Origin of the sequence: Burkholderia sp. MSMB1459WGS, assembly GCF_001534535.1 — a bacterium.
Lineage (GTDB): Bacteria > Pseudomonadota > Gammaproteobacteria > Burkholderiales > Burkholderiaceae > Burkholderia.
In genome coordinates this window covers 88,499-101,760 of the sequence record NZ_LPMU01000012.1, presented here as the reverse complement: position 1 = coordinate 101,760, position 13,262 = coordinate 88,499, and the positions used below count along the sequence as shown (strand labels likewise).

12 protein-coding genes and 1 riboswitch are annotated in these 13,262 nt (G+C 68.9%); of the genes, 8 read left to right on the top strand and 4 right to left on the bottom strand.

Features of this window, described 5'->3' with window-relative positions; all coding sequences use genetic code 11:
- The first annotated feature begins 142 nt into the window (after nt 1-142).
- From glpD to WT97_RS05445, 3 genes are all read left to right on the top strand, one after another.
- Nucleotides 143-1,666: a glycerol-3-phosphate dehydrogenase gene (gene glpD / locus WT97_RS05455; protein ID WP_059504515.1), complete on the top strand. Its 1,524-nt coding sequence runs from the start codon at nt 143-145 to the stop codon at nt 1,664-1,666.
- Between the two features lie 104 nt (nt 1,667-1,770).
- Complete coding sequence (gene glpK, locus WT97_RS05450; protein WP_059504514.1) at nt 1,771-3,273, top strand: glycerol kinase GlpK; 1,503 nt, start codon at nt 1,771-1,773, stop codon at nt 3,271-3,273.
- Nucleotides 3,274-3,353: 80 nt separating this feature from the next.
- Complete coding sequence (locus tag WT97_RS05445; protein WP_027785355.1) at nt 3,354-4,070, top strand: MIP/aquaporin family protein; 717 nt, start codon at nt 3,354-3,356, stop codon at nt 4,068-4,070.
- 177 nt (nt 4,071-4,247) lie between these two features.
- On the opposite strand, the gene WT97_RS05440 is transcribed toward WT97_RS05445, so the two are convergent.
- Genes WT97_RS05440 through WT97_RS05430 form a run of 3 tightly spaced genes read right to left on the bottom strand, consistent with a single transcriptional unit; the run spans nt 4,248 to nt 6,933 of the window.
- Entirely contained in the window at nt 4,248-5,501 is a 1,254-nt protein-coding gene (locus WT97_RS05440; protein WP_060353102.1) for an NAD(P)/FAD-dependent oxidoreductase, read from the bottom strand.
- Between the two features lie 4 nt (nt 5,502-5,505).
- Complete coding sequence (locus tag WT97_RS05435) at nt 5,506-5,814, bottom strand: non-heme iron oxygenase ferredoxin subunit (RefSeq protein WP_059504510.1); 309 nt, start codon at nt 5,812-5,814, stop codon at nt 5,506-5,508.
- Between the two features lie 36 nt (nt 5,815-5,850).
- The gene (locus WT97_RS05430; protein ID WP_060353101.1) at nt 5,851-6,933 is read right to left on the bottom strand and encodes a fatty acid desaturase family protein; all 1,083 of its coding nucleotides are present in this window, start codon (nt 6,931-6,933) and stop codon (nt 5,851-5,853) included.
- A gap of 165 nt (nt 6,934-7,098) precedes the next feature.
- Here WT97_RS05430 and WT97_RS05425 point away from each other — a divergent pair, with 165 nt between their 5' ends.
- The 5 genes from WT97_RS05425 (at nt 7,099) to WT97_RS05405 (ending at nt 12,110) form a co-directional block, all read left to right on the top strand.
- Complete coding sequence (locus WT97_RS05425; RefSeq protein ID WP_059794097.1) at nt 7,099-8,163, top strand: LacI family DNA-binding transcriptional regulator; 1,065 nt, start codon at nt 7,099-7,101, stop codon at nt 8,161-8,163.
- Nucleotides 8,164-8,303: 140 nt separating this feature from the next.
- Nucleotides 8,304-9,359, top strand: coding sequence for a hypothetical protein (locus WT97_RS05420; protein WP_060353100.1), 1,056 nt, complete (start codon nt 8,304-8,306; stop codon nt 9,357-9,359).
- Nucleotides 9,356-10,183 (top strand): TIM barrel protein, encoded by an 828-nt coding sequence (locus WT97_RS05415; RefSeq protein ID WP_060353099.1) that lies wholly within the window; start codon nt 9,356-9,358, stop codon nt 10,181-10,183. Before WT97_RS05420 ends, WT97_RS05415 begins: the two co-directional genes overlap by 4 nt.
- Nucleotides 10,184-10,256: 73 nt before the next feature.
- The gene (gene iolG / locus WT97_RS05410; protein WP_060353118.1) at nt 10,257-11,243 is read left to right on the top strand and encodes an inositol 2-dehydrogenase; all 987 of its coding nucleotides are present in this window, start codon (nt 10,257-10,259) and stop codon (nt 11,241-11,243) included.
- 180 nt (nt 11,244-11,423) lie between these two features.
- Nucleotides 11,424-12,110: an HAD family hydrolase gene (locus WT97_RS05405; RefSeq protein WP_060353098.1), complete on the top strand. Its 687-nt coding sequence runs from the start codon at nt 11,424-11,426 to the stop codon at nt 12,108-12,110.
- Nucleotides 12,111-12,181: 71 nt separating this feature from the next.
- Here WT97_RS05405 and ribB read toward each other — a convergent pair whose 3' ends face one another.
- Entirely contained in the window at nt 12,182-12,892 is a 711-nt protein-coding gene (ribB, locus tag WT97_RS05400; RefSeq protein WP_034208331.1) for a 3,4-dihydroxy-2-butanone-4-phosphate synthase, read from the bottom strand.
- 118 nt (nt 12,893-13,010) lie between these two features.
- Nucleotides 13,011-13,159: riboswitch (FMN riboswitch) on the bottom strand.
- Nucleotides 13,160-13,262: the final 103 nt, after the last annotated feature.

The following is a 13,262-nucleotide window of genomic DNA, read 5'->3' as shown; positions in this document are numbered from 1 at the left end:
CGATTCCGCCAGTATCGTCCGGGATCGGCTGGCGCGCTACTGGCCCCGCTTTTTCGAACTTTACTTTTTCGATTTCGTTCGTTAAATTTCGAATTCGAACATTTAATGTTCGCCCTATTTCAACAGACGATAAGGACAGCAGGTGACCCAACCGAATCGCTACGATCTGCTCGTCGTCGGCGGCGGCATCAACGGCGCGGGGATCGCGCGCGATGCGGCCGGCCGCGGCCTGTCGGTCATGCTCTGCGAGCAGGACGACCTCGCGTCGCACACGTCGTCGTCCAGCACGAAGCTGATTCACGGCGGCCTGCGTTACCTCGAGTACAACGAGTTCGGGCTGGTGCGCAAGGCGCTGCAGGAACGCGAAACGCTGCTGCGCGCGGCGCCGCACATCATGTGGCCGCTGCGCTTCGTGATGCCGCACATGCCAAACCTGCGCCCGGCCTGGCTGATCCGCATCGGCCTGTTCCTCTACGATCACCTCGCGAAACGCGAGCTGCTGCCCGGCTCGCGCGGCATCGACATGCGCCGCCATGCGGCCGGCGCGCCGCTGATCGACTCGATCAAGCGCGGCTTCGTGTATTCCGACGGCTGGGTCGACGACGCCCGCCTCGTCGTGCTGAACGCGATGGATGCGAAGGAGCGCGGCGCCGAGATCCTGACGCGCACGAAGCTCGTTTCCGCCGAGCGCCGCGGCGACGCATGGGAAGCGCGGCTGCAGCAGGCCGACGGTTCGATCCGCGTCGTACACGCGAGCGCGATCGCGAACGCGGCCGGCCCGTGGGTCGGCGAAGTGCTGCACGGCGCGCTCGGCCGCGGCGCGCATCACAGCGTGCGGCTCGTGAAGGGCAGCCACATCATCACGCGCCGCCTGTTCGATCACGATCACGCCTACATCTTCCAGAACCCGGACAAGCGGATCATCTTCGCGATTCCGTACGAGCACGATTTCACGCTGATCGGCACGACCGACGTCGAATACACGAACGATCCCGCGAAGGTCGCGATCGATCGCGACGAGACGCAGTACCTGTGCGATTCGATCAACCGCTACTTCAAGCGCAAGATCTCGCCGGCCGACGTGCACTGGACCTATTCGGGCGTGCGCCCGCTGCTGGAAGACGAGAACGCGGCGAACGCATCGGCCGTCACGCGCGACTATCGCCTCGAGCTCGACGACGGCGCGGGCGCCCCGCTGCTGTCGGTGTTCGGCGGCAAGATCACGACGTTCCGCAAGCTCGCGGAAGAAGCCGGCGACATGCTGTGCCGCGCGCTCGGCCGCGACGCGAAGCCCTGGACGGCCGGCGTCGCGCTGCCGGGCGGCGACATCGCGAACGCGAAGTTCGACGGGTTCGCCGGCGCGTTCGCGAAACGCCATCCGTGGCTGCCCGCCGCACTCGCGCGCCGCTATGCGCGTGCGTACGGCACCCGTGCGGAACGCGTGATCGACGGCGCGAAGTCGCTTGCCGATCTCGGCGCCGAAATCGCACCGGGCATCCACGACGCGGAACTGCGCTACCTGCGCGACGCCGAATGGGCGACCTGCGCGCAGGACGTGCTGTGGCGGCGCTCGAAGCTCGGGCTGCACGTCGCGCCCGGCACGCTCGATGCCGTGACCGCCGCGGTCGACGCGTGGTTCGCCGCCGCGCATGCGCCGCACGCCTGATTCGAACGCAGTTGCAGTTGCCTGACCGACGTTGATTCACCGACGCGCCGCCCACATGCGGCGCGCATCACAACTAAGCCAATCCACGGATGGAGATGAGAGACATGCAGGACCAGTACATCCTCGCGCTTGACCAGGGCACCACGAGTTCCCGCGCGATGCTGTTCGATCGCCAGGGCAATATCGTATCGATCGCCCAGAAGGAATTCGAACAGATCTACCCGCAACCCGGCTGGGTCGAGCACGACCCGCAGGAAATCTGGTCGACGCAAGCCGGCGTCGCCGCGGAAGCCGTCACGCGCACGGGCCTGAACGGCACGTCGATCGCCGCGATCGGCATCACGAACCAGCGCGAAACGACGATCGTCTGGGATCGCGAGACGGGCCAGCCCGTCTACAACGCGATCGTCTGGCAGGATCGGCGCACGGCCGACTTCTGCGATTCGCTGAAGCAGCAGGGCCTCGAAGCGAAGGTGCGCGCGAAGACCGGCCTGCCGATCGACTCGTACTTCTCCGCGACCAAGATCCGCTGGATCCTCGACAACGTGCCGGGCGCGCGCGACAAGGCCCGCCAGGGCAAGCTCGCGTTCGGCACCGTCGACAGCTGGCTCGTGTGGAACTTCACGAAGCACGAGCTGCACGTGACCGACGTGACCAACGCGTCGCGCACGATGCTGTTCAACATCCACACGCGCGAGTGGGACAGCGAGCTGCTCGAACTGCTCGACATCCCGCGCAGCATGCTGCCGGAAGTGAAGGCGTCGTCGGAGATCTACGGCCACACGAAGACCACCGTGTTCGCGTCGAAGATCCCGCTCGCCGGGATCGCCGGCGATCAGCACGCCGCGCTGTTCGGCCAGATGTGCACGACGTCGGGCATGGTGAAGAACACCTACGGCACCGGCTGCTTCCTGATGATGAACACCGGCGACAAGCCGATCGAGTCGAAGAACAACCTCGTCACGACGATCGCGTGGCAGATCGGCGACGACGTGCAGTACGCGCTCGAAGGCAGCATCTTCATCGCGGGCGCGGTCGTGCAGTGGCTGCGCGACGGCGTCGGCCTCATCAAGACGGCCGCGGAAATCGAGGCGCTCGCAGCCAGCGTGCCGCATACCGACGGCGTCTACCTCGTGCCCGCCTTCGCCGGCCTCGGCGCGCCGCACTGGAACGCGCGGGCGCGCGGCTCGGTGTTCGGCGTCACGCGCGGCACGAGCGCCGCGCATCTTGCCCGCGCGGCGCTCGATGCAATCGCGTACCAGTCGCTCGACGTGCTGGCCGCGATGGAAGCCGATTCGGGCATCAGCATCGGCGAGCTGCGGGTGGACGGCGGCGCAAGCGCGAACGACTTGCTGATGCAGTTCCAGGCCGACCTGCTCGGCGTGGATGCGGTGCGTCCGCAGATCACCGAGACGACCGCGCTCGGCGCGGCCTACCTCGCGGGCCTCGCGATCGGCTACTGGAAGAATCTCGACGAAGTGCGCGACCAGTGGCAGCTCGATCGCCGCTTCGCGCCGTCGATGCCGAAGGAGCAGGTCGAGCAGCGCATGGCCGGCTGGCAGCGTGCGGTGCGCGCCGCGAAGGCATGGGCCGACGACACGCAGTAACCGCAACACCCTCGAACGAAATACAACAACACCGGCGGACCGCGCAGCGCGCGAGTCCGCCGCACTCTACGAGAGACAACATGTCACCTTATATTGCGGAATTCATCGGCACGGCGATCCTCGTGCTGCTCGGCAACGGCGCGGTCGCGAACGTGCTGCTTGCGAAGACCAAGGGCAAAGGCGCGGATCTGATCGTGATCGTGATGGGCTGGGCGATGGCGGTATTCGTCGCCGTCTACGTGACCGCGTCGTTCAGCGGCGCGCATCTGAACCCGATCGTCACGATCAGCCTCGCGCTCGCGGGCAAGTTCGCGTGGTCGAAAGTCGGCGGCTACGTGCTCGCGCAGATGCTCGGCGGGATGGCCGGCGCGTTGCTCGTGTGGCTCGCGTATCGCCAGCACTTCGCGAAGGAAGCGGATGCGGACCTGAAGCTCGCGGTGTTCTGCACGGCGCCGGCGATCCGCAGCGTCACGCACAACGTGCTGACCGAAGCGATCTGCACGTTCGTGCTGATCCTCGGCGTGCTGTACCTCGCGTCGCCGCAGGTCGGCCTCGGCGCACTCGACGCGCTGCCTGTCGGCCTGCTGGTGCTCGGCATCGGCATCTCGCTCGGCGGCCCGACCGGCTATGCGATGAGCCCCGCGCGCGACCTGTCGCCGCGCATCATGCATGCGCTGCTGCCGATTCCCGGCAAGCGCGACAGCGACTGGCGCTATGCATGGGTGCCAGTCGTCGGCCCGCTGCTCGGCGGCGCCGCGGCAGCCGGCCTGTATCTGCACCTGCACGCGACGATCTGATCGCGGTTTCGCTCGAGCTTGCGCGCGGCAGCGGTTGCCGCGCGCTGCTGCTCTTCGCGTTCCTTCTCCTTCCGCCGCTTCATTCTCACGTCGTCGTCGAATGCCTGTCGTCGGCCGTCGCCGTCTTCGTCGCTGTCGACTCGCGTGAGGCCGCGCTCGGGCCGGCACCGCAGCGCGTCACCGCCGATCGCTAGCGGCCGATACCAGCGACTTCAGCTTCACCGTCGCATCCGCGACCGCGCCCGGCGTCACGTCGATCCCGCGCTCGACCAGCATGCGCGCGACGCGCATTTCCTTCGCGAATCCCGCTGCACGGCCGAAGCCGCTCGCCGCGACGAGCCGCTCGCTCGCATCGAAGTGGAAATGAATCTCGGCGTCCTCGCCGAGCACACGCGCGACCGTGTGCTCGCCGAGCGCCGGTTCGCCGGCCACCTGCAGCTGCGCATCGTATTGATCGGACCAGAACCACGGCGTGTCGCGATACGGTTCGTCGGCACCCAGCATGTTGAGTGCGGCGGCGCGTGCCTGCGTTTCGGCGCCGTGCCAGGTTTCCTGACGCACGAGCCGCCCGGACGCCCCGCTCGGGACCAACGCGACATCGCCGGCCGCATAAATGCCGGGCGCCGACGTCTCGAGCCGCGCATTCACGACGATCCCGCGATCGACGGCGAGGCCCGCCGCACGCGCCAGCTCGTCCGCGGGTTCGATCCCGATGCCGGCGACCACGGTATCGGCGATCAGCGTATCGCCGTCGTCGAGCACGACGGCCAGTGCGCCATCCGGCCTGCGTGCGATCGCGACGGGCCGGCGGTTCAGGCCGATCGCGACGCCCCGCTGCACATGCAACGCATGCACGCGTGCCGCGATCGGCTCGGGCACCGCGCGGCCGAGCAGCCGCGGCGCCGCATCGAGCACGGTCACGCGGCAGCCGCGCTGCCGCGCCGACGCCGCGACTTCGAGACCGATGAAGCCGCCGCCGATCAGCACGATCCGCGCGTCGGGCACGAGCCGCGCGCCGAGCGCGGCCGCATCGTCGAGCGTGCGCAACGCGACTACGCCGTCGAGCGCCGCGCCCGGCACGCCCGGACGGCGCGCGCGGCCGCCGGTGGCGAGCAGCAGCGCGTCGTAGCGGAGCACGTGCCCGCCCGACATGTGCACTTCGCGTGCGGGCGGATCGATGCGCTCGACGGTCGCGACGATCCGCTCGATACGATCGGCCGCCCATGCGTCGGCATCGCGCAATCGGCATTGCGCCGCGCTGCGCTCGCCGGTCAGCACGCCCTTCGACAACGGCGGCCGCTCGTACGGCAAATGCGGCTCCGCGCCGATCAGCACGATGCGCCCGCGCCAGCCGGACGCGCGCAGCACCTGCGCCGCGCGGCCGCCCGCATGGCCCGCGCCGACGATCGCCATCACCCGGTCGCCGGTCATCGCGTCATACCTCGATCAGGATGCGGCCGTCCTCGACCTTCGCCCGGTAGGTGCGCAGCTTCTCGCACGCGGGCGCCGACAGCGGCCGGCCGTCGCGCACGTCGAAGCGGCCGTTGTGCTTCGGGCATTCGATCACGTGATCGATCACGAGCCCGTCCGCGAGATGCACGTGCTCGTGCGTGCACAGGCCGTCGCTCGCATAAACCTCGCCGTCGATCCGGTAGATCGCGTACGTGCGGCCGGCATGATCGAAGCGCGCGACGTCTTCGTCGTCGATGTCGTCGAGCGCGCCGGTGTCGATCCATTGCGTCATGGTGTGTGTCTCCTTCGTCGGGATAGTCGATAACTGCTAGGCGCGCGCGGCACCGGGCACCGGCCGCACGACGTAGTCGGACGGGTCGCGCGTCTGCCGGACCAGCGCCGGCACGATCTCCGCATACGCCGCCAGCGTGCTGCGGTACGGCGGCGGCATGTCGGCCTTCACGGCTTCGTGCAGCTTCGGCAGTGCATGGAACGGCACCATCGGGAACATGTGGTGCTCGACGTGATAGTTCATGTTCCAGTACAGGAAGCGGAACACCGGATTCATCATCACGGTCCGGCAGTTGCGCCGGTGATCGAGCACGTTCTCCGGCATGCCCGCGTGCTGCGTGAGGCCGAAATACAGATACAGCCATGCGCCGTAGAGGCTCGGCAGCCCGATGTAGAGCAGCGGCAGGATCGTGCGCCAGTACACGGCGGCGCCCGTCACGAGCACGTAGATCGCGAGATGGATGCGCGACTCGCGCACGACCTTCGGCCATTCCGATTCGGGCACGTAGGTGCGCTCCTCGTCGTCGAGCCGGCCGGTGACCGACACCTCGATCATCTTGCGCAGCTCGCCGGCCACGTGCTTCAGCGCGACGACGTTCAGCGCGAGCGCAAGCCAGTCGGTCGGCTTCGGCGCGGCGATTTCCGGATCGCGCCCGACGACCAGCGTGTCGGTGTGATGGCGCGCATGACTCCAGCGCCATGCGGTCGCGCGGCGGAACACCTGGAACGACGCGACCTGGTACAGCACGTCGTTCATCCAGCGCGTGCGGAACGCGGTGCCGTGCCCGCATTCGTGCCAGCGCGAATCGGCGGGGCTGCAGTAAAGCGTGCCGTACACGAAGAACGCCGGGATCGCCCACGCCGAATGCGCACGCCACGCCAGCCACGCGAGCGCGCCGCTGATCGCGATCGCCGCGTACCAGATCAGCGTGTCGCGAATCGCACGCGCATCGCCGCGCTGCATCAACTGCTTCATCAACGGCCGCGGCACCGCGCACCGGTACCACGCGGCGTTGACGAGCCCGGCCGCGTGCGCGCGCTCGCCGGCGCCGCCGATCATTCTGTATTCCTGACGGCGCGCCGCCGTGCGCACGCGTGCCGGGTCGTCGGTATGGGCCACTTCTGTCTCCTCGGGTTTCTGTGCGCGGCAAGCGCTTCGCAACAAGACCGAAATTAGGCGACCGGCCGCCCCGCCTCAATCGAAACGTTGACGAAATTTCGCCATCGCTTTAGCGTTCCCGACAACGCCACGCGATCGATGGCGACCCTCACGATGGAGACGACCATGGCAGGTGAATCCGGGCCGCGCTGGCGCAAGCGCACCGCGCGTTTCGACGAGATCGCGGCGCTCGCCGGCGTCAGCACGACGACCGTCGACCGCGTACTGAACGAACGCGGCAGCGTCTCCGCGCAGGCGCGCGAACGCGTGGTCGCAGCCGCTCGGCAGCTCGGCGTGCCGCGGCAGCTGCCCGACACGCGGCACGGGCTGATCCACGTCGACGTGCTGCTGCCGGACACCGACGCGCCGTTCTTCCGGCGGTTGCAGCAGGCGCTGCAGCGCTCGCTGCAGATGCTGGACCGGCGCGTGGTCGTGCACCGGACGATCCTGCCCGCCGCCGACGACGAGCGCGCCGCCGCGCTGGTCGAACGGCCCGCGTACCGGCGCGCGGCGCTGATCGTCACCGCACACGACACGGCCCGCATGCGCGACGCGCTCGCCGGCGCGATCGCGCGCGGCGAGACCGTCGTCACGATGGTCACCGACATCGGCGGCATCGACCGCGTGCACTTTGCCGGCATCGACAACTACCGCGCCGGACGCACGGCCGGCTACTACATCGGCCGCCTCGCGGCGCGCCCCGGCCGCGTGCTGCTGCTCGGCGGCCGGATGGGCTACCGCGCGCACGCCGACCGGATGGCCGGCTGCCGCGACCAGCTCGCCGCCGCGTTCGCCGCCTTGCGCTGCGACGACGCGCCGGTCGAGACACTCGACCAGGACGACCGTTGCTACCGCGCGGTGTCGAAGGCCCTGCAGGCGCACGACGACGTGGTCGCGATCTACAACAGCGGCGCCGGGTCGGCCGGGATCGAAGCGGCGCTGCGCAAGGCCGGTGCGATCGGGCGCGTCGTGTGGATCGGCCACGAGATGATCGACCTGCACCGCACCTTCATCGAAGCCGGCGCGATGGATCTCGCGATCGATCAGGATCCCGACGGGCAGGCGATTTCCGCGCTGCAGCACGTGCTGCATGCATGCGGCATCGTCGAACAGCCGCCGCCGGACGACCCGGTCGAATTCCGCGTGTTCTGTCCGGCGAACGTGAGAACGAGCGCGTACCTGCAGGCGTGAATCGCGCCGCACGGCGTGCCGCAGCCTCGCGGCGAAAAAATCGATCGTCGCATTGGCGATTTTTCGTCAACGTTTGTCATGCGGCCCGCGCCGCGCATCCGTACAGTGGTCAGCCATCGATAGACGACGGACAGGAGACGATGGCTGAACCGATCCTCATCGGCGTGAACCTCGACGGCGTGCTCGAGCACGACGGGCTGCCGCCGCCCGCGCCGGCCGAGCGCTTCCGGATGGTCGCCGCCGCCGGGGTGTTCGATTACGTCGAAAAGAACCCGGTGCGCGGCGAGGACCTGTCGCCGTATTTCGCGCTGGTCGACCGCCACGCGCTGCCGATTCGCGTGATCGGCGGGATCTGGCGCGCGGGCTCCGACGAAGCGCATGTCGCCGAGATCGTCGCGGCGGGCGCCCGCTTCGGCAGCACCGTGCTCAACTGCCAGTTGTTCGCGCACCACGCGGACGGCCATCCGCTGTCGGATCGCGAAGTCGCCGATTTCTACCTGCGCGCCTACGCATGGGGCGAGCCGGTCGGCTGCCTGCCGAGCCTCGAAGTGCATGTCGACATGTGGAGCGAGCATTTCGCGCGCGTGGCGCGCGTCGCACGGCACGTCGAGCAAGCCGGCGCACCGTTCCGGATCACGCTCGATCATTCGCACCTGCTGTTCAAGATCGGCAATCGCGCCGAACTCGACGCGGCGGGCCTGCGCGGGTCGGCCGACGGCGGCCGCGCGATGCTCGACCCGGCATCGCCCGCCCCGATCTACGCCGACTGGATCGCGCGCGGCTGGGTCCGACATGCGCATGCGCGCAGCGTGACGCCGAACAACCCCGACAATCGCTGGATGCGCCGCGCGGACGGCAGGCCCGGCCGCGGCATCCAGTATCCGTTCGTCGCACCCGCGCCGGGCGCCTATCACGGCGAATGGCATGCAGCGTCGCTCGATCCGTGGAAAACCGCGCTGCACCAGTTGCTGCACGCGCAAGCGCAGGCGCCCGCTGGCGCGCGGCCGGCACGACTCGAACAGATCAGTTGCGAGTTCATTCCGTTTCCCGACTACGGCGGCGGCGCCCGCTATTCGATCTTCGACAACAACGTCGCATGCGCGCAATGGCTGCGCGACGCCTGGCAAGCGCTTGCCGCGCACGCCGATACCCGATCCGGACCCCGCCCCACTCAAGCCCCAAGGACAGAACGATGACACAAGACTTCCACTTTTCGCTGAACCGGATGAGCGCGCCGCGCTTGCCGTTCGACCGCTACGTCGCGCTGTGCCGGCGCCTCGGCGTCGACGCGATCGAGATCCGCAACGATCTCGATGGCGTCGAGCTCGCCGACGGCACGCCGGCGGCCGCCGTACGCGCGACGGCCGAAGCCGGCGGCGTGACGATCCTGACGATCAACGCGCTGCAGCGCTTCGAGCAATGGAACGCCGAGCGCGCGGACGAGGCGACCGCGCTGGCCGACTACGCCGCGCAATGCGGCGCGCGTGCGCTGGTGCTGTGCCCGACCAACAGCCGCGGCGACACGCGCGGCGCGGACGCGCGCCATGCGGATCTCGTGACGGCGCTGCAGGCGTTGAAGCCGATCCTCGCGGCCCGCGGCCTGCTCGGCTTCATCGAGCCGCTCGGTTTCGAGGAATGCGCGCTGCGCCGCAAGTCGGACGCGGTGAAGGGCATCTACGCGGCGGCAGGCGAACCGGTGTTCCGGCTCGTGCACGACACGTTCCATCATCACCTCGCCGGCGAAGACATTTTCTTCCCGAACCTGACGGGCCTCGTGCACCTCTCGGGCGTCGAGGAAATCGACCTGCCGGTCGACCGCATGCGCGACGGCCACCGCGTGCTGGTCGGCGGCGCCGACCGGCTCGGCAACATCCGGCAACTGCGCGCGCTGCTCGCGCGAGGCTACCGCGGCGCGTTGTCGTTCGAGCCGTTCGCGAGCGAGATCGCCGAAGCCGGCGACATCGAGGACCGGCTGCGGGCGAGCATCGACTACGTGCGCGACGCGCTGGCGGATCGCTGAGCGGACGGTCGTGACGGTGCGCGGCCCACGCCGGGCGCGCATCGTGAAAAAACATCATCCCAAGGAGCACGAAATGATCGAATTCGCTTTGTTCGGCGCGGGCAGAATCGGCAAGATCCACGCGGCGAATCTCGCGCGCCATCCGGGCGCGACACTGAAGTACGTGATCGACCGGCATGCGCCGTCGGCGGAAGCCCTCGCCCGCACGCATGGCGCGCAAGCCGCCGATATCGAGCGCGCGCTCGGCGATGCGTCGGTGCAGGCCGTCGTGATCGCGTCGAGCACCGACACGCACGCGGACCTGATCGTCGCGGCCGCGAACGCGGGCAAGGCGGTGTTCTGCGAGAAGCCGGTCGACCTCGCCGTCGAACGCGCGCGTGCGTGCGCGGACGTCGTGCGGCGCACCGGCGTGACGTGCATGATCGGCTTCCAGCGCCGCTTCGACCCGACCTTCGCGGCGCTGAAGGCCCGCGTCGAGCGTGGCGAAATCGGCGCGCCGGAAATGCTGGTCGTCACGAGCCGCGATCCGGGCGCGCCGCCGGCCGACTACATCCGCAGCTCGGGCGGCATTTTCAAGGACATGCTGATCCACGACTTCGACGTGTTCCGCTGGATCCTCGGCGACGAAGCGCAGACGCTGCACGCGACGGGCAGTTGCCTGACCGATCCGGCCGTGCGCGACGCCGGCGACATCGATTCGACCGCCGTGACGATCCGTACGCGGCGCGGCTTGCTGTGCCAGATCAACACGTCGCGGCGCGCGGCCTACGGCTACGACCAGCGCTTCGAGCTGCTCGGCAGCCACGGGATGCTCCAGGCCGGCAACGTGCGGCCGACCGAGGTGAGCGCATGGCTCGCGGGCGGCATCGCGACGGACGTGCCGGAGCCGTTCTTTCTCGAACGCTACCGGCACGCATACGCGGCCGAGATCGCGCATTTCGTCGACGCGCTGCGCGACGGCACGCCGGTCCGGACGACGATCGACGACGGGCTCGCCGCGCTCGAACTGGCCGAAGCCGCGACGACGTCGTGGAAAACGGGGCACGCGATCGAGCTGTGACACAGCACACGACGGCGGCGATCCGGGCAAGCGGGCCGCCGTCGCGCGATCGGCGGTACGGCATGCCGCACCGGCACGGCCGCATCGGGCGAATTTGCCGCCACGTCGCGCGGCCTGCGCGCGAAAGCACGTATGATGGCGAATCGATCGGCGTCGCCGATATCCCGCATTTTCATCACCATGCTCGATCACCTCATCTGCGACTGCGACGGCGTGCTCGTCGACAGCGAAGTCATCGCCGACCGCGTGCTGCTCGACACGCTGTCCGCCACGTTCCCGAACCTCGATTTCGAAGCCGCCGCGAAGTCGGCATTCGGCCAGCAGACGTCGCGCTTCCTCGCCGGCATCGAATCCCGCTTCGGGGTCGAGATGCCCGCCAACTTCATCGAGACCATCGAGCACAACATCGAAGTCGCGCTCGCGCAATCGCTCGCGCCGATCGGCGGCGTGCGCGACGCGCTGCTGAAGGTCACGCTGCCGGCCGCCGTCGTGTCGAACAGCCGGCTCGTGCGCGTGCGCAACTCGCTGAAGCGCGCATCGCTCACCGAGATCTTCGGCGAGCGCGTGTTCAGCGCCGAACAGGTCGCGCGGCCGAAGCCCTACCCCGACGTCTATCTGCATGCGGCGCACACGCTCGGCGTCGCGCCGGCGCGCTGCGTCGTCGTCGAGGACAGCATCTCGGGGTTGAATGCCGCGCGGGCGGCCGGGATGAAGACGATCGCGTTCGTCGGCGCGAGCCACATCCCCGACAACTACGCGGACGCGCTGCGCGCGATGGGCATCACGCGGATCATGCGCAGGATGGACGAACTGCCGGCGCTCGTCGAAGCAGGCATGCGCGGCGAATTCGGCGACGTGCAGTCCTGATCGTCATTCGGGCCGGATCCGGTCGATCCGGCCGCGCCACGGGCGCGCGAACGCGCCCGCCTTGCCTTCGCTCAGGCCGGCTCGCAGCAGCGTTCGCGCGCCGCCGCCAGCGCCTCGCGGAACTCGACGAGTTCCGCGATCGTCAGCATCGGCAGCCCGTGCCGTTGCGCGAAGCGCTCGACGTCGTCGCCGCGCGTCATCGTGCCGTCCGGATTCATCAGCTCGCACAGCACGCCGGCCGGCTTCAGGCCCGCGAGGATCGACAGGTCGACGGTGCCTTCGGTGTGGCCGCGTCTCGCCAGCACACCGCCCGGTTGCGCACGCAACGGAAACACGTGGCCGGGGCGCACGATGTCGTACGGCTTCGCATCGTCGGCGATCGCCGCGCGGATCGTCGTCACGCGATCGGCCGCCGACACGCCGGTATGCACGCCTTCGCGCGCCTCGATCGACACGGTGAACGCGGTGCCGTTGCGGCTTTCGTTGGTCTGCACCATCGGCGGCAGTTCGAGCGCGCGCACCGTGTCGTCGGTCAGACACAGGCACACGATGCCGCTGCACTCGCGAATCAGCAGCGCCATCGTCTCGGGCGTGATGCGCTCGGCGGCGACGATCAGGTCGGCTTCGTTCTCGCGATCGTGGTCGTCCTGCAGCACGACCGCGCGGCCGGCGCGCATCGCGTCGAGCGCAGCGGCGATGCGCGGCGGCACCGGTTCGGAATCCAGCAGCGGGAGATCGGCAAAGGCGTCGGCAGGCGCCGACGAAACGGACATCAAGGACATGTGAAACGCTCCTCGCAAATACGATTTGGGCGAAAAACGTTTCAGGGCATTGCAAACAGACAGAACGACAACCCGCTTCGCATGCAGCGCGAAGCGGCCCTGACGGACATGACTATCTGCACATCTTCTCTCATCCGGACTGTGACCGTCGGCTCTGGCATTCGACCAGATCTGCTGACCCCGCGCGGATGCGCGGGCGCTCGCGGGCTCGCCGGCTTACGCCGGCCTACCGCCGGTGGGGAATTTCGCCCCGCCCTGAAGACGCACTGATTGCCGGACGGGAACGCCCCGTCATCGGCGGGCCAAGCATACAACAGCCGCGCGCGACGCGCAGCGAACTACCGGTAAAACCTTACTGACGACTCCGTCT

Coding starts and splice junctions, on each gene's coding strand:
- WT97_RS05440 (WP_060353102.1), bottom strand. CDS start 5,501: ATGACCGGCGACCGGGTGATGGCGATCGTCGGCGCGGGCCATGCGGGC.
- WT97_RS05405 (WP_060353098.1), top strand. CDS start 11,424: ATGCTCGATCACCTCATCTGCGACTGCGACGGCGTGCTCGTCGACAGC.
- WT97_RS05425 (WP_059794097.1), top strand. CDS start 7,099: ATGGCAGGTGAATCCGGGCCGCGCTGGCGCAAGCGCACCGCGCGTTTC.
- iolG (WP_060353118.1), top strand. CDS start 10,257: ATGATCGAATTCGCTTTGTTCGGCGCGGGCAGAATCGGCAAGATCCAC.
- WT97_RS05435 (WP_059504510.1), bottom strand. CDS start 5,814: ATGACGCAATGGATCGACACCGGCGCGCTCGACGACATCGACGACGAA.
- WT97_RS05420 (WP_060353100.1), top strand. CDS start 8,304: ATGGCTGAACCGATCCTCATCGGCGTGAACCTCGACGGCGTGCTCGAG.
- ribB (WP_034208331.1), bottom strand. CDS start 12,892: ATGTCCTTGATGTCCGTTTCGTCGGCGCCTGCCGACGCCTTTGCCGAT.
- WT97_RS05415 (WP_060353099.1), top strand. CDS start 9,356: ATGACACAAGACTTCCACTTTTCGCTGAACCGGATGAGCGCGCCGCGC.
- WT97_RS05445 (WP_027785355.1), top strand. CDS start 3,354: ATGTCACCTTATATTGCGGAATTCATCGGCACGGCGATCCTCGTGCTG.
- glpK (WP_059504514.1), top strand. CDS start 1,771: ATGCAGGACCAGTACATCCTCGCGCTTGACCAGGGCACCACGAGTTCC.